Here is a 20,497-nt window from a genome sequence, read left to right as displayed (position 1 = left end):
CCGAACACACCGGCGAGGAAGGTAAGAAGTATCGCGGTTACGGTCCGCGCCGCAACTTGGTTGCAGGTTTATGCGGCGAGGCGGGACTGCGCCAGGCGGTTGTGTAAGGAGAGCATGCGGTGGATGCAGGTGTGCCAGTCGTAGAGTTCGGCTCGGGCGCGAGCTGCCGGGCGGCGGCCTGGGAGTTGGGCGAGTTCCAGTACGGCGTCGGCTAGGGCAGCGGGGGTGGCGGGGGCCCAGCGGGCGCAGGATTCGTCGACGAGTTCGCGGGCGCCGCCGGTGTTGGCGGTGACGACGGGGGTGCCTGAGGCGAGGGCCTCGAGGACGGCTAAGCCGAAGGTTTCGCCGGGGCAGACGGAGAGGGCGATGTCGGCTTCGGCGAGGTGTCTTGCCAGCGTCTGGCGGCCGTCGACGTAGCCGTGGAAGATGACCGGCGCGGAGCCGGCGATGGCGATCAGTTCGTCGAGGTGCGGGCCGGAGCCGTAGACGTCCATTCGGATCGGGACGCCGCGGCGATGGAGTTCGGCGGCGGTGGCGACGGCGAGGTCGGGGCTCTTCTCGCGGGAGAGGCGGCCGGCGTGCACGAGTTTGAGTACGCCGTCGTCCACCGGCTCGGCCAGCGACGGATGGAACGTGTCGAGGTCGACGCCGAGCGGGATCCGGACCAGCGGCGTGGTCGCCGCGTCGAACTCCGCGGCGGCATAACGAGACGTCACGACGACAGCGTCGTACGTCCGGCCCAACAGCTTGTAGAGCGCGCCGACACCCGCGGCGACACCGAGCTGGCGGCCGGTGCGCAGCGACAGCATCGCGTCCAGGCGTTCGTGACTGAACAGGATCGAACCGATGCCGGTACGGCGGGCCCAACGGGCCACCGGCAACAGCGTCGACTTGTCCGAGATCTCCACCGTGGTGGGGCGGAAGCGCTCGAGCAGCTCGATGACTTTCCACGGGTCGGTGATCAGCCGGTAGCCGCCGCCGACCTTCGGGGCCTTCAGCCGGATCACGGTGCCGGAGGCGGTCTCGGTCACCGAGTCGCGTTCGCCGGGGGTGATCAGGATGCGGTCGGCGCCGGCGTCGGCGTACCCCCGGCCGAGGTGCTCGATCGCGGTCCGCATCCCGCCCGACGTCGGCCCGACGAAGTTGGCCAGCTGGGCGATCCGGAGGCCTCTCATGCGGCCCGCCGGACGGCCGCGGCCTCACGGAGTACTTCGGCGTAGTGCCGGTCGACCAGGTCGTCGACCACCGCCGGCCAGGTCCGCGACTGCACCCTCTCCAGCCCGTTGGCCGCCATCCGGCCGCGGGCCTCCGGGTGATCCAGGAGTGTCTTGACCGCATCCCGCAGAGACCCGGGCTGCCCGGGCTGGAACAGCAGACCGTTGAGGCCCGGGCGGATCAGGTCGAGCGGACCACCGGCGGCCGGTCCGACGGTGGCCACCCCGGAGGCCTGCGCCTCCTGGATGGTCTGGCAGAACGTCTCGTGCTCACCGGTGTGCACGAACACGTCCAGCCCGGCGAAGATCGCGGCCAGGTCGGCGCCCCGGCGCATGCCGAGGAAGGTTGCCGTCGGCAACGCACCTCCCAGCGCGGCGCGATCGGGTCCGTCGCCGACCACGACGATCCGGCAATCGAGGTCGGCCAGTTCGGCGAGTCGCCGGACCTTCTTCTCCGCGGCCAGCCGACCGACGTACCCCACGATCGGCTTGCCGTCCGGCGAGATCTCCCGGCGCCAGCTCTCGTCGCGGTGTGCCGGATCGAACAGGTCGAGGTTGACCCCGCGGCCCCACAGATGAACCCGCGGTACGCCGCCCTGCATGAGTTGCTGCACCGACGCGGTCGAGGGCGCGAGGGTCCGGTCGGCGCGCGAGTGCACCCGCCGTACCCATCGCCAGACGCCTCGGTCGGCCGCGGCGAACCAGGGGTACTGGCGGGCGAACCCGGCGATGTCGGTCTGGAAGATCGCGACCGTCGGCAGGCCCAGCCTGCGGGCGCTGCGCAGTCCGTACGCGCCGATGATGAACGGCGACGCGAGATGGACCAGGTGGGGCCGGAACTCGGCCATCGCCCGCTCGATCGACGGGTCGGGCAGGCCGACCGGGAACTCCTTGTAGCCCGGGATCCCGAAGCTGCGCGCCCGCAGGACGGGGATGTCGCGGTAGGTGTCGGGGCCGGGACCGGCAGCGATGATCAGCAGCTCGTGCCCGCGGGCGAGCAGCCGGTCGGCGACGTGTCGAACGGTGTTCGCCACGCCATTGATCTGCGGCAGGAAGGACTCAGCGACCATCACGATGCGCACGCTCCGAACGTTCCCCACCGCGTATGAACCCTCGGCGACACTCTCGTGACAGCCCGTCGATCCCCTGTCGACGCATCCAGGGCCGGTGGATGGCCGGAAAATGACTGGAAGGCGCCCCGTCGTTGTCAGCGCGCGAACTCCGGGGGACCGGCCGCCGTTGACGCCCACCACCGCTCGTCGGATCGTGGATGGTCAAGGAAACGGGGAGGAGCCATGCTGCACACCGGTCTGTGTGACGCCCTGGACATCGAGGTCCCGATCGTGCTGGCGCCGTTCGGGCCGTGGGAGCAGGTCGAGCTCGCGGCGGAGGTCTGTGCGGCGGGGGCGCTGGGGAGCCTCGGCACGGCCATCCGGAGTGCGAGCGAACTGAAGAATCAGTGGGCCCGGCTGCGCGACCTGACCGATCGGCCGTTCGCGATCAACCACACCGGCCGGCCGCTGGATCTGGAGGCGTTCGAGGCGACCCTCGACTTCGGTCCGGCCGCGATCTCGTTCCACATGGGTCTGCCGGTCGACCTGATCCAGCGCGCACACGACCGCGGGATCCGGTGGCTGCAGACGGTGGGAGACCTGCCGGCCGCGGAGCTCGCCCTGGAAGCCGGCGTCGACGTCTTGGTCGCCCAGGGCAACGAAGCCGGCGGGAACGCGGGCTGGATCAGCACCATGGCCCTGGTGCCCGCGGTGGTGGACCTGGCCGGCGAGGTCCCGGTGGTCGCGGCCGGCGGGATCGGTGACGGCCGCGGGATCGCCGCGGCGCTGGCGCTCGGGGCGCAGGGCGTCAGTCTCGGGACTCGGTTCCTTGCGACCCCCGAGATGCGCATCAGCCCGGCGTGGAAGGACCGCATCGTCGCCGCCGGTCCTGCCGACGCGGTCAAGGTCATGAACGGCGAACGGCTGTTGCCGCCGTTCAACCTGCCCCAGCTCGGTGCCCCGTTCGCGCCCCGGTGCCTGCGGACGCCGCTCGTCGACCAGCTGGAGCGCGACCCGGACTCGGTCGATCCGTCGGTGATCGGCCCGCAGGTGCTGGCCGCGGTACGCAACGGTGGCGGTGACGAATACATCCCCTTCACCGGTCAGTCCGCCGGCCTGGTCCACGACATCGTGCCGGCCCGGGACCTGGTGTCCCGCCTGATCGAGGAAGCCGAGACCGCCCTTGCCACGGCTGTACGCCGGCGTACCTGACCGCGCCCCGGGATCGCCGGGAGGACTACCGGGTGAGGGTGGTGGTGACGGTGGCCTCGGGGTACCAGTTCTCGAAGTCCTTGTAGCGGGCGGTGAACGTGGTGGTGCCTCGGGGGAGGGCGTAGGTGGCGGTGAACGTGCCCGCCGAGGTCAGCTCGGGGTTGCCGATCAGGCGGGCGGTCGAGCCGGCCGGGGTCGCGTAGAGCTGCAGGAACTGCTGGTTGGTGGAACTGCCCGGGCGGGACAGCGGTGAGGTCCAGGTGACGGTGACGTACGCGGTGGACTTCTCCTTGCCCGAGCCCGTGCGGGCGGTCACCTGGATGTCGGTGACCGGTGCCTTCGGCGGGTGGGACGGGCCGAAGGAGTGCAGCAGCTGGACGTTCTGGTACGTGTCGTCGTACGTGACGGCCCAGGCGCGGGTGCCGGTGGAGTTCAGCCGCAGAGTGCCCTTCCACAGCTCGTCGCTGCGCCGGAAGTCGACGGCGTACGTCGGGGTGGTGCTGCCCTTGGCGTAGAACAGCACGTCGGCGTCGTTGGACCCGGTGCTGGAACGAGCCACGGCGACAGTGGAGTTGTCGGACGACCAGGCCGCGTCGGCCGGGTAGACACCGCTCGGGTAGACGGTGCCGTCGGCCAGATCGGGGAGGCGGTACGACCGGTGCTCGTACGGGTGGCCGACCGTCTCGACGACCTCGGAGCCGTCGGGGCTGACGGCATAGTCGATGAGGTTGGAGCCGGTGTTCTCGCGCTTGCCGACGATCGCCGGGGCGGCGCCCGAGACGTCGATGGCGTACGTCGTGACCGGCGAGATCCCGGTGTCGCCGGCGACGACGATGCCGTTGGCGGCGCTGGAGATGATCGGGTGGTGGTCGGGGCCGTCGGTGTAGACGATCGGTGTGGTCCCGGGTGCGGACCAGACCAGCAGGCCCGACGTCCCGAGCCCGCAGTCGAGGAACGCGGCGACGACCTTGGTCCCGGCCGGTTCGGCGTTGAACACGCAGGCGCCGTCCGGAGCGGCGTACGTTGCCGAGGGCACCAAGGTGTCGGCGTCCAGCGCGGTCACTCGGTTGTAGTGCTGAGTGACGAGCACCTGCTGACGATCGGTGGTGAGAGCCACGTCGGACGCGCCGGTCACCGTGGACAGCTTGGACCGCAGTACGCCGTCCAGGTCGGTGACCACGAGCGGGAGGTCACTGCCGGCGCCCTGGGCGAGGTAAAGCCGGCCGCGGGCTTCGTCAACCTCCATCGCGCGGAGATCCTGCACCGGAAGCTGGGTGCCGACGCTCTTCGCCGGCACGGGTTCGTCGGCCGAGCTCGGTCCGGCGACGACGACGCCGACGGACACCAGGGTGATCAGGGCCAGGCCGCCGAGGGCCAGTCCACGCGCGCGCATTCGATGACTCCAAGGGTCGAGGGCAGAAAATCTTCCCCCGAAGCCGGATCAGCCTAGGTTGGAATCCCACCACGCGGCAAACCCGTTCCGTCGCTGTGCTGGAGCCCACACCGGCAGCGTGCCCTGGTGCATACCAGTGGTGGGGTGGTTCGGCCTACGGTGGGGGGATGAGTCGTCGGAGTGAGTCGGGGTTCGAGGTTGCGCCGGTGTACGGGCCGGATGCGCTGGACGGGTTCGAGCCGGAGGCGAAGCTGGGGGAGCCGGGGCGGTACCCGTTCACCCGCGGGGTCTACCCGACGATGTACACCGAGCGACCGTGGACCATGCGCCAGTACGCCGGTTTCGGTACGGCGGCCGAGTCGAACCAGCGGTATCACCAGCTGATCGACCACGGCACCATGGGCCTGTCGGTCGCCTTCGACCTGCCCACCCAGATGGGGTACGACTCCGACGCCCCGATCGCGCACGGCGAGGTCGGCAAGGTCGGGGTGGCGATCGACTCGATCGACGACATGCGGGTGCTGTTCGACAAGATCCCGCTGGACCAGGTGTCCACGTCGATGACGATCAACGCGCCCGGATCGGTGCTCCTGCTGCTGTACCAACTGGTGGCCGAGGAGCAGGGGGTGACCGGCGACAGGCTGACCGGCACGATCCAGAACGACGTACTGAAGGAGTACATCGCCCGCGGCACCTACATCTATCCGCCGAAGGAGTCGCTGCGGCTGATCAGCGACATCTTCGCCTATTGCAAGGCGGAGCTGCCGCGCTGGAACACCATCTCGATCTCCGGCTACCACATGGCCGAGGCGGGGGCGACGCCCGCGCAGGAGATCGCGTTCACGCTGGCGAACGGGATCGAGTACGTCCGGGCCGCGGTGGCGTCCGGGCTGGACGTTGACGAGTTCGCGCCGCGGCTGTCGTTCTTCTTCGTCGCCCGGACCACGCTGCTGGAGGAGGTGGCGAAGTTCCGCGCCGCGCGGCGGATCTGGGCCCGGGTGATGCGCGACGAGTTCGGCGCGCGGAACCCGAAGTCGATGATGCTGCGGTTCCACACCCAGACCGCCGGGGTGCAGCTGACCGCGCAGCAGCCCGAGGTGAACCTTGTCCGGGTCGCGGTCCAGGGCCTGGCCGCCGTGCTCGGCGGAACGCAGTCCCTGCACACCAACTCGTACGACGAGGCGATCGCGCTGCCCACCGAGAAGGCAGCCCGGCTGGCGCTGCGCACCCAGCAGGTGCTCGCTTACGAGACCGACGTGACCGCGACCGTCGACCCGTTCGCCGGTTCGTACGTCGTCGAGTCGCTCACCGACGAGGTGGAGGCGGCCGCGGTCGAACTGATGGAGCAGGTCGAGGAGTACGGCGGTGCCGTCGCGGCGATCGAGAAGGGTTTCCAGAAGCAGGAGATCGAGCGGTCGGCGTACCGGATCGCGCAGGAGATCGACTCGACCGAGCGGGTCGTCGTCGGCATGAACAAGTTCAGGATCGCCGAGGAGGAGCCCTACGAGCCGCTGCGGGTCGACCCGGCCATCGAGGTCGAGCAGCGGGAACGGCTGGCCAAGCTGCGGGCCGACCGGGACCAGGCGGCCGTCGACGAGGCGCTGGCCGCGCTCAAGACCGCTGCCCAAGGCAACGACAACTGCCTCTACCCGATGAAGCAGGCGCTCAAGGCCCGCGCCACCGTCGGCGAGGTCTGCGACACCCTCAGGGCCGTCTGGGGCGCCTACGTCCCCGCCGACACCTTCTAAACCATCGCGAGATCGAGGTGGATGTCAGCCTCGGCCGCTAGTGGTACGAGATCGCCAGGGTCCGAGGTCAGCACGGTGTCTCCGTCCCGGGCCAGCAGTACGACGGCGGCATCGATCACGTCATGTCCGCCGGTCTGCTTCAGGAGTACGCCAGCCTTCCGGCCGAGTGCCTCGTCGAGTGGCTCGACGTCGACGCCTGAGAGCACCTGAGCAATGGGAGCCTGACGGCCAGAACCTCCACGCCACACCTGTCCGACCACTCCGCCGTGAGTCACCGGGGTTTTGCCGGCGAGCAACTCAGCCTTGAGCAGGGCCATTACCGTGCGGTCTCCACGCTCGATCGCGACGAACGCACCGGCGTCCAGGATCAGCGTCACGCGGCACCGTGGGATCGCTTGCCGCGGACAACAGTCGCGCCGGCCCGCGTCGACCGCACCGCCTCCGCCATCTCGGCTTCGCTGATCTCACCATGCTCGGCCTCGTACGCGGCCAGGAACCGGTCGAGCCCGCCAAGCCGGCGTTCGTGATCCATCTGCCGATGCAGGGCCTCGTTCACCCAGGCGCTGACGCTGCCGACACGCCCTGACGCCACCGCATCACGAGCAGCCTCGACCACGTCCGGGTCGACGGTCACGGAGAGCTTGTTCTTCTCGGTCACACCATAATCCTACTTCAATCCTACCAATCGCGTCAGTCGAGCAGCGCGGTGGCGGTCAGCAGGGTGATGCCCAGGGGGATGGCTTCCTCGGAGGGGTCGAAGCCGGGGGTGTGGAGGTCGGCGGCGGTGTCGGCCGACGGTGCGCGGACGCCGAGGCGGGCCATGGCGCCGGGGACGTGTTCGAGGTACCAGGCGAAGTCCTCGCCGCCGAGGCTCTGGTCGGTCGGGGCGACCGCACCTGCGCCGAGGGTCTGGCGGGTGGCGTCGGTGAGGACGCCGATGGCCCCGTCGTCGTTGATCACCGGCGGGACGCCGTGGGTGATCTCGGTGTCGACCTCGACGCCGTACGGCGCGCCGAGGTGGGCGGCCAGTTCGGGCAGGATCTCGTCGGCGAGGCGCCACGCGCTAGCGTCCAGACAACGCAGGGTGCCCTCGGCCTCGCCGCGGGCCGGGATCGCGTTCGCCGCGGAACCGGAGGTGATCCGGCCCCAGATCAGTGACATGCCGGCGCGCGGGTCGACCCGGCGGGAGAGCGCCGCGGGGAGTTCGGTCACGACGGTCGCCAGGGCATAGACGAGATCGGCGGTCAGATGCGGCCGCGACGTGTGACCGCCGGGTCCGGTCAACCGGACCAGGATGCGATCGGCGGCCGCGGTCAGCGAGCCGACGCGCAGACCCACCTGGCCGACCTGCAGGCGCGGATCGCAGTGCAGCCCATAAATACGGCGGACCCCGTCGAGTCCGCCGGCCGCGATGACGCCGAGTGCACCGCCCGGCATCACTTCCTCGGCCGGCTGGAAGATGAGCCGCACCCGCCGGTTCAGCTGCCCGTCACGCGCCATCCCGGCCAGCACCAGCCCGGCGCCGAGCAGCGCGGAGGTGTGTACGTCGTGACCGCACGCGTGCGCGACTCCGTCGATCGTCGACCGCCACGGCGACTCCACGGCGTCCGGCACCGGCAACGCGTCGATGTCGGCCCGCAGCGCGACACACGTGTCGCCGGAGCCGATGTCGCAGATCAGGCCGGTCCCGGTCGGCAACACGCGCGGTGACAGTCCGGCCTCGACCAGCCGTCGCTCGAGGATCTCCGTCGTACGGACCTCGTGCCAGCCGAGTTCCGGGTGGGCATGCAGGTCGCGGCGTACCTCGATCGCCTCGTCGCGAACGTCCTCCACCCGGGAGAGGACGTCGGCGACCAGCAGCTGGTGAGTCATCCCGCGATTCTCGCATCCCGCTTCGTCACCCGACGGAGCCGGACGGATCCGGTCAGCGCGAGTTCACCCCCCGCGTCGGCCGTCTGGCTGAGCGTCACAGCGGAAACTACGATTGAGTAACGAGCATTTCAGTGACGCATCGTCAGTGGCTGGGGGGTCGTGCCGGGTCTATCGTGTCGCTGCGAACGCCTGTACGGGGCGATCAGGATCGAGGAGGCATCTTGCGGCACACGACGAAGCTGGCGGCGCTCGCCGCCACCGTGGCGCTGGTGGTGGCGGGTTGCGCGAAGAAGGAAGAGCCTGGCGCCGCCGCCAGTGACGAGCTGTGCGCCGACAAGTCGGGGGCGGGACCCAAGATCGGCCTGGCCTACGACATCGGCGGTCGCGGCGACAAGTCCTTCAACGACCTCGCCGCGGCAGGTGTGAAGAAGGCCATCGACGAGCTGGACGCCACCTGTGAGGAGGCCGAGGCCGCCCAGGAGGAGCCCGACTCCGTGAAGGAGGAGCGGCTGCGCACGCTGGCCGAGGCCGGCTTCAACCCGATCATCGGCGTGGGTTTCGTCTACACCGAAGAGGTCGTGAAGGTCGCCAAGGAGTACCCGGACGTCAAGTTCGCCATCGTCGACGGTTTCGGCGAGGCCCCGAACGTCACCAACCTGGTGTTCGCGGTCGAGCAGGGCTCGTTCCTGGCCGGTGTCGCCGCGGGCCTGAAGACCAAGACCAAGAAGGTCGGCTTCATCGGCGGTGTCCGGGGGCCGATCATCGACCCGTTCGCGGCCGGGTACAAGGCCGGGGTGACCGCCGTCGACCCGAGCATCACGGTGGACATGAAGTGGCTGTCCGACAAGGGTGACGCGAAGGCGTTCGCGAACCCGGCCGGCGGCAAGACCGCCGCGACCGCGCTGTACGACGCCGGCGCGGACGTCGTCTTCCATGCCTCCGGTCTGTCCGGCGGCGGGCTCTTCGACGTCGTCGCCACGAAGCCGGACGGCATCTGGGCGATCGGGGTCGACGCCGACCAGTACCAGACCGCGACCCCGGAGCAGCAGAAGCACATCCTGACGTCGTCGCTGAAGAAGGTCGACGTGGCCGTCTTCGACTACGCGAAGGCGTTCAAGGACGGCACCACCAAGGCCGGCTTCGACCTGTACGACATCAAGCGTGACGGTGTCGGGTACTCCACCAGCGGTGGTCACCTGGACGATGTCACGGCCAAGCTCGAGGAGTACAAGACCAAGCTGGTCTCCGGTGAGCTCAAGGCGCCGTCGAAACTCTGACGACTGAAACCCTCGGGCTCGGGCCGGTGACGCGGTAGCGTTCTGGCCCGAGCCCGCGGCTCGTCGCGGCGACACCGAGGTCGCCGCAGGCATCTGGGAGCGTGCGACATCGACACCATGACTCAGACGATGGCCGTCCGGCTGAGGGGAATCGGCAAGAGCTTTCCCGGTGTGGTGGCCAACCACGACGTCGACATCGACGTCCGGACCGGCACCGTGCACGCCCTGGTGGGGGAGAACGGCGCCGGCAAGTCGACGTTGATGAAGATCCTGTACGGCGTGCAGAAGCCGGACGAGGGCTCGATCGAGATCAACGGCGACCAGGTCGTGCTGCACTCGCCGGCCGACGCGATCAAGCACGGTGTCGGCATGGTGTTCCAGCACTTCATGCTGGCCGACAACCTCACCGTGCTGGAGAACGTCGTCCTCGGCGCCGAGAAGCTGTACGGCATCGGCGACCGGGCGCGCGCCAAGATCAAGGAACTCTCCGGCGCCTACGGCTTCGGCCTCTCACCGGACGACCTCGTCGAGGACCTCGGTGTGGGCCAGCGGCAACGAATCGAAATCCTCAAGGTCCTCTACCGCGGCGCGAAGATCATCATCCTGGACGAGCCGACCGCCGTCCTGGTGCCGCAGGAGGTCGACGCGCTGTTCGGCAACCTGCGCGAGCTCAAGGCCGAGGGCTACACCCTGCTGTTCATCTCGCACAAGCTCGACGAGGTACTCGCGGTGGCCGACGACGTCACGGTGATGCGGCGCGGCACGACCGTCGCCTCGGTGCGGCCGGAAGACGTCACCGCGCGCCAGCTGGCCGAGCTGATGGTGGGCTCGGAGCTGCCGTCGCCCAGCACGGAAGAATCAACCGTCACCGAGGACGTCCAGCTCACGCTCGAGAAGGTGACCCTGGCCGGAGCGGGGGACCGGAACCTGCTGGACGACGTCTCGCTGCGCATCCACCGCGGCGAGGTGCTGGGCATCGCCGGTGTCGAGGGCAACGGTCAGACCGAGCTGGTCGAGGTGGTGATGGGAATCCGGCCCGCGACCTCCGGGCGGGTTCTGCTCGGCGCGGAGGACATCACCGACTGGTCCACCGCCGCCCGCCGCAACGCCGGTGTCGGCTACATCCCCGAGGACCGCCACCGGCACGGCCTGCTGCTGGACTTCCCGCTCTGGGAGAACCGGATCCTCGGTCACCAGGACCGGTCGCCGAGCGTGCGCGGACCGTGGATCAACAAGGCCGGCGCCCGCAACGACAGCGAGCGCATCGTCGAGCAGTACGACGTTCGGACGCCGTCGATCGAGACGACCGCCCGGGCACTGTCCGGCGGTAACCAGCAGAAGTTCATCGTCGGCCGGGAGATGAGCGGCGATCCGGTGCTGCTGATCGCGTCCCATCCCACCCGGGGCGTGGACGTCGGCGCCCAGGCCGCGATCTGGGACCACATCCGGGAGGCCCGGCGCCAGGGACTGGCGGTGCTGCTGATCTCCGCCGACCTGGACGAGCTGATCGGCCTGTCGGACCAGATCCAGGTGATCCTGCGCGGCCGGCTGGTCGGCGAATTCGATCCTGACACGGTCACCCCGGAGCAGCTCGGCTCCGCGATGACAGGTGCCGGAGAAGAGGAGTGATGGGCAAGCTCGACGTCCGGCGAATCGGCCTGGCCCTGGCGGCGCCGGTGCTCGCCATCGTCGCCGCCCTGCTGATCACCTGCGTGATCCTGCTGATCGCGGGCAGTTCGGTCTCCGGCTTTCTCAGCACGATCTTCTCGGCGCCGGCCGAACGCAACGTCATCAACATCCTGAACAACGCCTCGATCCTGTACCTGTCCGGCCTGGCGGCCGCGATCGGGTTCCGGATGAACCTGTTCAACATCGGCGTCGAGGGGCAGTACCAGATGGCGGTGTTCACCGCCGCGGTCTTCGCCGCCCAGGGCTGGTTGCCCGGTCCGATCAACGTGGTCGTCTCCATCGCCCTGGCGATGGTGGTCGGCGCGATCTGGGCCTCCCTGGCCGGTGTCCTGAAGGTGACCCGTGGGGTCAGCGAAGTGATCTCGACGATCATGTTGAACGCGATCGCCGGTTCGCTCACGGCGTACCTGTTGCGCAAGGTCGGCGTGTCCACGGGCAGCAACCTGGCCACCGAGGAGATCCCGCGGGACAGCTGGGTGCCCGGGATCCCGTTGTTGCCGGGGGCCCCGAACGAGCTGCTCGGCCTGTCCCTGCTGGCCGTCCTGGGCGGGATCGCGTACGCCGTCCTGCTGAACCGGTCGAAGTTCGGGTTCAACCTGCGGGCCACCGGTACGTCGGCCAGCGCGGCCGTCGCCAGCGGCATCGACGTACGCCGGATGGTGGTCGTCTCACTGATGATCTCGGGTGCGGTGGCCGGCCTGATCGGCCTGCCGCTGCTGTTCGGCAGCTCGCACAGCTACGGCACCACGTTCCAGGGCGGCATCGGCTTCGCCGGGATCGCGGTCGCGCTGCTCGGCCGCAACAACCCGATCGGCATCGCGTTCGGCGCGCTGCTGTTCTCCTACCTGACCGAGCAGAGCAACCTGCTCGAGATCAAGGCGCGGGTCTCGCCGGACATCGTGGCGATCAGCCAGGGCGTGATCGTGCTCGCCGTCGTCATCGCCTACGAGGTGGTACGCCGGTACCGGACCGCGCTGGAGCAGCGGCAGGTGGCAGCGGAACTCAGTAGCTCGGTCCCGGCCGAGGCGACCCCGGAGGCGACCCGATGACGATGGCTCCCGAAGAGCTCCGGCCCGCCGGAGCCCCGTCCGAGGCGCTCGTGCCCCGGCGGCGGATCAGCATCTGGCTCTGGCTGCTCATCGGCCTGCTGCTCATCTCCGCGGTCCGGGTGCTGACCGGCGCGCACGAGGTCGACTCGGCCGGCACCATGCGCGAGGCGGTCAACGCCTCGGTCCCGATCGCCCTGGCGGCGCTGGCCGGTCTGTGGTCGGAGCGAGCCGGTGTGGTCAACATCGGCCTGGAGGGCATGATGATCCTCGGCACCATCGGCGCCGGTTACTTCGGCTACTGGTACGGGCCCTGGACCGGCATCGTCGGCGCGATGATCTTCGGCATGATCGGCGCCGCGCTGCACGCGCTGGCGACGGTGACGTTCGGCGTCGACCACATCGTCTCCGGTGTCGCCATCAACATCATCGCGCTCGGCACCGCCGCCTTCCTGGCGGACACCTGGTTCTCCGGCCTGCAAGGTGGTGGCCCGACCCAGTCGCCGCCGCTCGACGCCCCGTTGTCGATCACGATCCCGGGGATCTCGGACGCGATGATCACCCTGCAGGACAAGCACTGGTTCGTCGTCTCCGACCTCGCCTCCGTGGTCGCCGCGGTGACCACCGGGCTGTCGACGATGACGATCCTGGCGATCGTGCTGATCGTCGGCAGCGCCCTGCTGCTGTGGCGTACGGCGTTCGGCCTGCGGCTGCGGTCCTGCGGTGAGAGCCCGGTGGCGGCCGAGACGCTGGGCGTCAACGTCTACCGCTACAAGTTCATCGCCGTACTGACCTCCGGCGCCATCGCCGGGGCCGGCGGCGCGTTCATCGCGCTGGTCTCGTCCGGCATCTACCAGAACGGGCAGACCGGCGGCCGTGGTTACATCGGCCTGGCCGCGATGATCTTCGGCAACTGGCGTCCGGCCGGTCTGGTGATGGGCTCGGCCCTGTTCGGCTACACCGACGCGCTCCAGTTGCGGGCCGGCGGCGAGGCGGTCCACGCGCTGCTGATCATCGTCGCGATCATCCTGCTGGGCGTCGCCGTGCTGCAGTACCGCCGCGGACAGAGGATCGCCGCGATCACGTCGCTGGTGATCGCGATCGGCTTCGCGATCTGGTTCTTCACCACCGACGAGGTCCCGGCCGACTTCACCCGGATGACGCCGTACGTGACGACCATCCTGGTCCTCGGGCTGGCCGCCCAACGGCTCCGGATGCCTGCCGCCGACGGACTCAGATATCGACGCGGTCAGGCGGGTTAGCGCCGTGCCGGACGAGCCTTCGACCGTCGACGAGCGTTCGACCGTCGACGAGCGTTCGACCGTCGACCGGTCGGCGACCGTCGACTGGCCGGTGCTCCGGTCGGCCGCGGTCGACGCGATGAGCCGGGCCTACGCGCCGTACTCGCGCTTCCCGGTCGGCGCCGCGGCGCTCGTCGACGACGGGCGGGTCGTGACCGGCTGCAACGTGGAGAACGCGTCGTACGGCCTGGGCCTGTGCGCCGAGTGCGGGTTGGTCTCGGAGTTGATGAACACCGGCGGCGGGCGGCTGATCGCGTTCACCTGTGTCGACGGGCACGGTGACCTGCTGGCGCCGTGCGGACGGTGCCGCCAGTTGCTGTACGAACACGGCGGGCCGGACCTCCTGGTCGAGTCGGCCGGTGGCAGCCGGCCGCTGCGTGAGCTGTTGCCCGACGCGTTCGGGCCCGAGGACCTGGAGGGGTCATGAGCTTCGACGCCGTCGACGTCATCCGCACCAAGCGGGACCGGGGCGAGCTGAGCGACGCTCAGATCGACTGGGTGATCGACGCCTACACCCGCGGCGACGTGGCGGACGAGCAGATGTCCGCGCTCGCGATGGCGATCCTGCTGAACGGGATGAACCGGCGCGAGATCGCCCGCTGGACCGCCGCGATGATCGCCTCCGGGGAGCGGATGGACTTCAGCACGCTGTCCCGGCCAACCGCGGACAAGCACTCCACGGGCGGTGTCGGCGACAAGATCACGCTGCCGTTGGCCCCGCTGGTGGCGGCGTGCGGCGTCGCCGTACCGCAACTGTCCGGGCGGGGGCTCGGCCACACCGGCGGCACGCTCGACAAGCTCGAGTCGATCCCGGGCTGGCGGGCCACTTTGTCCAACGACGAGGTGATGCGGCAACTGGAGGAGGTCGGCGCGGTGATCTGCGCCGCCGGTGACGGGCTGGCGCCGGCCGACAAGAAGCTCTACGCGCTACGGGACGTGACCGGGACGGTCGAGGCGATCCCGCTGATCGCCAGCTCGATCATGAGCAAGAAGATCGCCGAGGGCACCGGCGCGCTGGTGCTGGACGTGAAGGTCGGCTCGGGCGCCTTCATGAAGGACCTGCCCGACGCGCGCGAGCTGGCCGAGACAATGGTTGCGCTCGGCACCGATGCCGGGGTGAAAACCGTTGCCCTGCTCACCGACATGTCCGTCCCACTCGGCCTGACCGCGGGCAACGCCCTGGAGGTCCGCGAGTCCGTCGAGGTTCTGGCCGGTGGCGGACCGGCCGACGTCGTCGAGCTCACCGTCGCCCTCGCCCGGGAGATGCTGGCGGCCGCGGGCGTCACGGACGTCGACCCCGCCGACAAGCTCCGCGACGGTACGGCGATGGACGTCTGGCGCACCATGATCGCGGCCCAGGGTGGCGACACCTCCGCCGACCTGCCGGTCGCGCGGGAGCAGCACGTCGTCCCCGCGCCCTCCTCGGGAATCCTGTCGAAGCTGGATGCCCTGGCCGTGGGTGTGGCCGCCTGGCGCCTCGGTGCCGGCCGCGCCCGCAAGGAGGACCCGGTCTCCCCGGTCGCGGGGATCGAGTGGCACGCCAAGCCCGGTGACCAGGTGGCCGAAGGGCAGCCGTTGCTGACCCTGCACACCGACGACCCGGCCCGCTTCGACCGCGCCCTCGAGTCCCTGACCGACGCGGTCGAGGTCTCGACGTCCTACGAGCCCGGCCCGCTGGTGATCGACCGCATCGGCTGACGTCAGCTGGAGCCGGTGGTCAGGCGGGCTCGCTGTTGCCGGGTAAGGGTTTCGAGGAGGGCGGTGTCGGGGCGGAGGTCGGTGCCGAGGGCACCGGTCTGGCGGACGGTGAGTTCGGCGACGAGGGAGCCGACGACGAAGCTGACCTCCGCGACGGCCTCGGACTGACCGGTCCCGCCGTCGTACTCGACTCGTGCGTCGCTCAGCGCGTTCCGCACCCCGAACCCGGCCTCGTGGGTGTCCTGGCTCCAGAACCCCTGCTGCAGCACCTTCGCCTTGGCCGGTGTCGCCGCCTTGAAGAGTTGCACGGTGAACCGCTTCTTCCTGTCCGGGCTCAACCGGCTGGCGCGGTACCCCTCGACGAACCCGGCGTTCAGCAGCAGCGCCCGGTCCACGGCCGGGTCGGCGGACCAGTTGTCGAGGAACGTGGCGGCGTCGAACGCCCCACCGTCACCCTGCGGACCGGCGACGTACCCGCGCGGCAGTACGACGAGCCCGGCCAGCGTGCCCTTCGGCGCCTTGTCCCGCGTCGCCGTGGGCGCCTTGGTCGCCGACGGTGTCTGCAGAATGCCGGTCGAGGCGCCGGCGTCGCTCCCGCATCCTGTCACGCCGAGCATCAGCGCGGTCACCACGGCGGCGAAGCCTGGCGCAGTCCGCTTCACGGTTCTTCTCCGTCCGACTTCTCACCCCGAGAGCATCACGCCGATCGGATCAGATCCAGGTGAACTCCGCACGAACACCCGGCCAACCATCTCACCCGTCGGCCCGAGCCGGGCGGTTCGGGAAGCTAGTGGGAGCGGGCTTCGGCGAGGAGGGCTTCGATGCGGTGGCGGGCGGGTTTGGGATGCAGGGGTTCACAGCCGGCGTCGAGGCAGCGGCGGACGACGATCGGGTCGTCGCGGAGCAGGAGCAGACCGCGGCGGAGCAGGGTGAACGGCGGTTTGCGGTGCTCCCGCAGGTCCCGGTGGAACCGCCGGACGAAGGTGACGAGCCGGTGGTGCCGGACGCAGATCGCGGCAGCCAGCAGGCCGCGGTCGCGCAGTGCGCGGACGATCTGGTCTGCGAAGATGCCCTCGGCAATGATCAGCGGCGATCCCTGGGTGGACACCGGCCGGTGCCCGACCGTGCCGTCCGCGGCGATGTCGTAGATCGGCAGGTCCGCCGTACCCGTCGTACACAGCGTCTCCAGCGCCGCGACGGCCCGGTCGGCGTCCCACGACCGCGGGTCGTCCCAGTCCACGATGCCGAGCGGGGAGCGCGGCATCGCCGCGTCGTCGCCGTCGCGGTAGAAGTCGTCCAGTCGTACGACGGGCAGTCCGACGAGCTCGGCCAGGTGTGACTTCCCCGTCCCCGAAGGACCCGCTAGCAACACCACACGCGAACTCACCGGCCCATTCTCTGCCACTGCCTGCGGTAACAACCAACCAGCATCCCGCGATATGCGGGTAGACAACCTGAGGAGCCGCCGTGCCGAAGCTGAAACTGGGTGCGGCGTGCTATGCCGTCATCGCGGTCTTCCTGGCTGTATCGGTCGTGGGCGTACTTCGGGGGTGGGGTTCGTATGCGGACGTGCACGGTTGGCCGATCGTCGCGACCGCTGTACTGGATGCGCTCGCGGCTGTGTTGTTCGCGATCGGCGCGGTGACTCGCCGAGGTCGCAGGATGCAGGAGTCGTACTGCGACGGGGTCGCCGAGGCCGAGGTGGAGATCAGAGCAGCGCGCGGCGAAGAGCTTCCGCCTGGGCGGTGAACCAGGTGTTGGTCCGGTCGGTGAGGTCGGCCTCGCCGGTGGTCCAGCGTTGGCGGAACCACGGGTGGCCGGTCTCCGCGCCGCGCCGTACGTAGTCCATGCACCAGCTGTGGTTGTCGGCCGCCGCGTCGACCAGCCGAAGACGGTCGGCCTCACTGAGCCCGTAGGCGTCCGCGAAGCGCCGCAGGCGGGTGAACGTACGGCCGCGGCGTACGTCGGCGATATCGGCGTCCGGGCGCAGCGGCGCCCAGAGCCGGATCGCGGCCGCCACGTCCCACAGCGCCGAGCCCGGTCCGGCCAGGTCGAAGTCGATCAGCGCGACCGCCACCCCGTCCCGGAACACGATGTTGTCCAGGTTCGGGTCGTTGTGGCTGACCAGACCGTCCACGTACTGCGCCGGCACCGGCTCGGCCCACTCGTGACCGTCGGGGGAGAAGTCCGCAACCGCGGAGTGGTAGCGACTCAGCAGGTGGGCCACGCTCTCGAGCGCGGCATCCGTCATCGACCAGGGCGGGTACGGCGCCGTCACCGTCTGGCCTGGTAGGTACGACAGCACCTCGCGGCCCTCCTGGTCGACGCCGAGGAACCGCGGTGCGCCGGAAAAGCCGACCCGCTCGAGGTGCTGAAGCAGTGCGTGTGTCGCCGGACTGCTCGGACGCAGCGGACGACGTACGGTATCGCCGACGCGGACGACCAGACCACGGTTGGCGGTGCCGCCGAGGAGCGCGATTTCTGCCTCACCCATCACTTGCCAAGGATGTCTCGTCCAGCAGCGCCTTGGCGAGCGGGCTGTGGGTGACGACTCCGTTGACCAGACCGCTGCGGACAGCGGCCCGGACGGCCTCGACCTTCGCCATTCCGTAGGGGATCGCGATCACCTCGTCGATCGCCGCCATCTGTGCGGCGCTGATCGCGATCACCCGGTCGGTGACGCGGCTCTGCACCGGCTCGCCGTCCGCGCTGACGAACACCCCCGAGATGTCGGCGGCGACGCCGCGCCGGCGCAACTGCTCACGGGCCTTCTCGTCCATCGCGTCGTACAGCGTCGACTGGCCGGCCGTCCACGAACCGAGCCCGACGACCGCCTTGGTGACGGACTCGAAGTGACTGATCGCCTCGGCCACTTCCGGTTGCTGCCGCAGCGCCCGCGCGGTGGCGGCGTCGGGCACGACGAGCGGTGCGTAGAAGAGGTACGCCGGCCCGCCCGACAGGCGAGCCGTGTGGCGCACGAGCTCGACCGAGTTCGCCTCGACGTCCGGCCGGGTCAGTGCACCGGTGAGCTGGACGACCGGAACCGGGGCCAGCGAGGTCAACTGCTCGGTCATCGCCGTGACGGCCCGGGCCCACGCGAGCCCGAGTACGTCGTCCGCCGTGACGATCTCGGACAACAGGTCCGCGGCCGCCTTGCCGAGCTGGAGCCGGAGCGCGGCCGGATCCTCCTCGGGCGTGTCCACCACGATCGCCCGCCGGAGTCCGAGGGCCTCCTGCAGCCGGGCCGACAGGTCCAGGTCGATCGAACCGGGGTGGCTGATCTCGATCCGCACCAGCCCGCTGCTGCGTGCCTGGTCCAGCAGCCGGGCCACCTTGAACCGGCTCAACCGGAACTCGTCGGCGATCTCGACCTTCGATCGCCCGTCGACGTAGTACCGGCGCGCGATCGACGCGGTCAGCACCAGCTGTGCCGGGCCGAAGGTGCTCGACTCCATGGATCCTCCCCGCCGTCGCTAGCCCCCGCTCATATGAGCAGGCCTGCGCCCTAGTGTTGCACAGACTCTTGACAGGTCAATGGCTTCCCCGGTTCACTCGTCTACGTGAGCAGAGCCCTGCTCAAATGAGCAACCCCTCGGACGGTGAAGGAGCGGCTCGTGTCGGGACAGCGAAAACGCCTCTGGGCGGTCGCGATCGCATTCCTGGTGACTGCGGTCAGCGGCTGTGCCGGGTGGGGCGGCGGTGCGGGCGGCGGCGGGGCCGACAGCATCAACGTGCTGATGGTGAACAACCCGCAGATGGTCGACCTGCAGCAACTGACCGCCGAGCACTTCACGAAGGAGACCGGGATCAAGGTCAACTTCACCGTGCTGCCGGAGAACGACGTCCGGGACAAGATCAGTCAGGAGTTCTCCAGCCAGGCCGGTCAGTACGACGTGGCGTCGCTGAGCAACTTCGAGATCCCGATCTACGCGACCAGCAAGTGGATCGCGCCGCTCTCGGACTACATCGCCAACGACCCGTCCTTCGACCAGGACGACGTACTGAAACCGATGACCGATTCGCTGACCGGTGAGGACGGCAAGATCTACGGCGAACCGTTCTACGGCGAGTCGTCGTTCCTGATGTACCGCAAGGACGTGCTGGCCGCGAAGGGCATCACGATGCCGGCCAAACCGACCTGGCACCAGGTCGCCGAGATCGCGGCCCAGGTGGACAACGCCCAGCCCGGGATGCGCGGGATCTGCCTGCGCGGCCAGCCCGGCTGGGGCCAGTTGTTCGCGCCGCTCACCACGGTGGTGAACACCTTCGGCGGGACCTGGTTCACCGAGGACTGGCAGGCGAAGGTGGACGCACCGGAGTTCACCGAGGCGACCAAGTTCTACGTCGACCTGGTCCGCGCGCACGGCGAGCTCGGCGCACCGCAGGCCGGCTTCACCGAGTGCCTGAACAACACCATCCAGGGCAACGTGGCGATGTGGTACGACGCCACCTCCGCGGCCGGATCGCTGGAGGCGCCGAACTCTCCGGTGAAGGGCAAGATGGGGTACGCGCCGGCGCCGGTCGTGAAGACCGACAGCTCCGGCTGGCTGTACGCCTGGGCCTGGGGCATCCAGGAGGCCAGCAAGAAGAAGGACAACGCCTGGAAGTTCATCTCCTGGGCGTCCGGCAAGGAGTACGAGCAACTCGTCGGTGAACAGCTCGGCTGGTCCCGCGTCCCGGCCGGCAAGCGCGCCTCGACGTACGAGAACCCGCAGTACCTGAAGGAAGCGGCCGCGTTCGCGGAACCGACCCGGCAGGCGATCGAGACCGCCGACCCGCGCAACCCGGGCACCCAGCCGCGGCCGGCGCTCGGGATCCAGTTCGTCGACATCCCGGAGTTCCCGGATCTCGGCACCCAGGTCAGTCAGGACGTCAGCTCGGCGATCGCCGGTCGGATGAGCGTCGAGGATGCGCTGAAACGCGGGCAGGAGCTCGCCGACGACGTCGCCGAGCGCTATCGCTCGCGCGAAGCGAAGTGAGGGGAGCGGTTCACAT

20 protein-coding genes are annotated in these 20,497 nt (G+C 69.7%); 10 read left to right on the top strand and 10 right to left on the bottom strand.

What is annotated here, in order from left to right:
• Positions 1 to 68: 68 nt before the first annotated feature.
• Positions 69 to 1,175, bottom strand: coding sequence for a glycosyltransferase (locus ACYVOK_RS34670; protein WP_460666841.1), 1,107 nt, complete (start codon positions 1,173 to 1,175; stop codon positions 69 to 71).
• Entirely contained in the window at positions 1,172 to 2,296 is a 1,125-nt protein-coding gene (locus tag ACYVOK_RS34665; protein ID WP_460666840.1) for a glycosyltransferase family 4 protein, read from the bottom strand. Before ACYVOK_RS34665 ends, ACYVOK_RS34670 begins: the two co-directional genes overlap by 4 nt.
• 213 nt (positions 2,297 to 2,509) lie before the next feature.
• Here ACYVOK_RS34665 and ACYVOK_RS34660 point away from each other — a divergent pair, with 213 nt between their 5' ends.
• Positions 2,510 to 3,478 carry an NAD(P)H-dependent flavin oxidoreductase gene (locus ACYVOK_RS34660; RefSeq protein WP_460666839.1) on the top strand — a complete coding sequence of 323 codons (969 nt, stop codon included), beginning with the start codon at positions 2,510 to 2,512 and terminating at the stop codon, positions 3,476 to 3,478.
• Between the two features lie 25 nt (positions 3,479 to 3,503).
• On the opposite strand, the gene ACYVOK_RS34655 is transcribed toward ACYVOK_RS34660, so the two are convergent.
• Positions 3,504 to 4,871, bottom strand: coding sequence for a hypothetical protein (locus tag ACYVOK_RS34655; RefSeq protein ID WP_460666838.1), 1,368 nt, complete (start codon positions 4,869 to 4,871; stop codon positions 3,504 to 3,506).
• 167 nt (positions 4,872 to 5,038) lie between these two features.
• Here ACYVOK_RS34655 and ACYVOK_RS34650 point away from each other — a divergent pair, with 167 nt between their 5' ends.
• Positions 5,039 to 6,619 carry an acyl-CoA mutase large subunit family protein gene (locus tag ACYVOK_RS34650; protein WP_460666837.1) on the top strand — a complete coding sequence of 527 codons (1,581 nt, stop codon included), beginning with the start codon at positions 5,039 to 5,041 and terminating at the stop codon, positions 6,617 to 6,619.
• On the opposite strand, the gene ACYVOK_RS34645 is transcribed toward ACYVOK_RS34650, so the two are convergent.
• Genes ACYVOK_RS34645 through ACYVOK_RS34635 form a run of 3 tightly spaced genes read right to left on the bottom strand, consistent with a single transcriptional unit; the run spans position 6,616 to position 8,491 of the window.
• On the bottom strand, positions 6,616 to 6,996 hold the full coding sequence (locus ACYVOK_RS34645) for a hypothetical protein (protein WP_460666836.1): 381 nt from the start codon (positions 6,994 to 6,996) through the stop codon (positions 6,616 to 6,618). The genes ACYVOK_RS34650 and ACYVOK_RS34645 overlap by 4 nt on opposite strands.
• Positions 6,993 to 7,277, bottom strand: a complete 285-nt coding sequence (locus ACYVOK_RS34640) for a hypothetical protein (protein WP_460666835.1) — start codon at positions 7,275 to 7,277, stop codon at positions 6,993 to 6,995. The genes ACYVOK_RS34645 and ACYVOK_RS34640 overlap by 4 nt, the downstream gene beginning before the upstream one ends.
• A gap of 32 nt (positions 7,278 to 7,309) precedes the next feature.
• On the bottom strand, positions 7,310 to 8,491 hold the full coding sequence (locus tag ACYVOK_RS34635; protein ID WP_460666834.1) for an amidohydrolase: 1,182 nt from the start codon (positions 8,489 to 8,491) through the stop codon (positions 7,310 to 7,312).
• Positions 8,492 to 8,712: 221 nt separating this feature from the next.
• Between ACYVOK_RS34635 and ACYVOK_RS34630 the strand changes: the two genes are divergently transcribed.
• The 6 genes from ACYVOK_RS34630 to ACYVOK_RS34605 all read left to right on the top strand — a co-directional run bounded on the left by ACYVOK_RS34630 (position 8,713) and on the right by ACYVOK_RS34605 (position 15,502).
• On the top strand, positions 8,713 to 9,768 hold the full coding sequence (locus ACYVOK_RS34630) for a BMP family lipoprotein (RefSeq protein WP_460666833.1): 1,056 nt from the start codon (positions 8,713 to 8,715) through the stop codon (positions 9,766 to 9,768).
• A gap of 117 nt (positions 9,769 to 9,885) precedes the next feature.
• Positions 9,886 to 11,397 (top strand): ABC transporter ATP-binding protein, encoded by a 1,512-nt coding sequence (locus ACYVOK_RS34625; protein ID WP_460666832.1) that lies wholly within the window; start codon positions 9,886 to 9,888, stop codon positions 11,395 to 11,397.
• The gene (locus tag ACYVOK_RS34620; RefSeq protein WP_460666831.1) at positions 11,397 to 12,506 is read left to right on the top strand and encodes an ABC transporter permease; all 1,110 of its coding nucleotides are present in this window, start codon (positions 11,397 to 11,399) and stop codon (positions 12,504 to 12,506) included. Before ACYVOK_RS34625 ends, ACYVOK_RS34620 begins: the two co-directional genes overlap by 1 nt.
• Positions 12,503 to 13,765, top strand: coding sequence for an ABC transporter permease (locus ACYVOK_RS34615; protein ID WP_460666830.1), 1,263 nt, complete (start codon positions 12,503 to 12,505; stop codon positions 13,763 to 13,765). Before ACYVOK_RS34620 ends, ACYVOK_RS34615 begins: the two co-directional genes overlap by 4 nt.
• 4 nt (positions 13,766 to 13,769) lie before the next feature.
• The gene (locus ACYVOK_RS34610; RefSeq protein WP_460666829.1) at positions 13,770 to 14,231 is read left to right on the top strand and encodes a cytidine deaminase; all 462 of its coding nucleotides are present in this window, start codon (positions 13,770 to 13,772) and stop codon (positions 14,229 to 14,231) included.
• A complete protein-coding gene (locus tag ACYVOK_RS34605) occupies positions 14,228 to 15,502 on the top strand; it encodes a thymidine phosphorylase (RefSeq protein WP_460666828.1) in 1,275 nt (424 codons plus the stop codon). The genes ACYVOK_RS34610 and ACYVOK_RS34605 overlap by 4 nt, the downstream gene beginning before the upstream one ends.
• Before the next feature lie 2 nt (positions 15,503 to 15,504).
• Here ACYVOK_RS34605 and ACYVOK_RS34600 read toward each other — a convergent pair whose 3' ends face one another.
• Both ACYVOK_RS34600 and ACYVOK_RS34595 read right to left on the bottom strand, forming a co-directional pair.
• Positions 15,505 to 16,164, bottom strand: coding sequence for a hypothetical protein (locus tag ACYVOK_RS34600; RefSeq protein ID WP_460666827.1), 660 nt, complete (start codon positions 16,162 to 16,164; stop codon positions 15,505 to 15,507).
• Between the two features lie 125 nt (positions 16,165 to 16,289).
• Entirely contained in the window at positions 16,290 to 16,889 is a 600-nt protein-coding gene (locus tag ACYVOK_RS34595) for a uridine kinase family protein (protein WP_460666826.1), read from the bottom strand.
• Between the two features lie 80 nt (positions 16,890 to 16,969).
• Here ACYVOK_RS34595 and ACYVOK_RS34590 point away from each other — a divergent pair, with 80 nt between their 5' ends.
• On the top strand, positions 16,970 to 17,251 hold the full coding sequence (locus tag ACYVOK_RS34590) for a hypothetical protein (RefSeq protein WP_460666825.1): 282 nt from the start codon (positions 16,970 to 16,972) through the stop codon (positions 17,249 to 17,251).
• Here the strand turns inward: ACYVOK_RS34590 and ACYVOK_RS34585 are convergent.
• Both ACYVOK_RS34585 and ACYVOK_RS34580 read right to left on the bottom strand, forming a co-directional pair.
• Entirely contained in the window at positions 17,211 to 17,996 is a 786-nt protein-coding gene (locus tag ACYVOK_RS34585; protein WP_460666824.1) for a phosphotransferase, read from the bottom strand. The genes ACYVOK_RS34590 and ACYVOK_RS34585 overlap by 41 nt on opposite strands.
• Positions 17,989 to 18,957, bottom strand: a complete 969-nt coding sequence (locus ACYVOK_RS34580; RefSeq protein WP_460666823.1) for a sugar-binding transcriptional regulator — start codon at positions 18,955 to 18,957, stop codon at positions 17,989 to 17,991. Before ACYVOK_RS34580 ends, ACYVOK_RS34585 begins: the two co-directional genes overlap by 8 nt.
• Positions 18,958 to 19,116: 159 nt before the next feature.
• Here ACYVOK_RS34580 and ACYVOK_RS34575 point away from each other — a divergent pair, with 159 nt between their 5' ends.
• A complete protein-coding gene (locus tag ACYVOK_RS34575; protein ID WP_460666822.1) occupies positions 19,117 to 20,481 on the top strand; it encodes an ABC transporter substrate-binding protein in 1,365 nt (454 codons plus the stop codon).
• The last annotated feature ends 16 nt before the right edge of the window (positions 20,482 to 20,497 follow it).

This window comes from Kribbella swartbergensis (assembly GCF_054784135.1).
The sequence above is the reverse complement of the archived record's forward strand: the minus strand, read 5'-3'. Positions and strand labels throughout refer to the sequence as shown.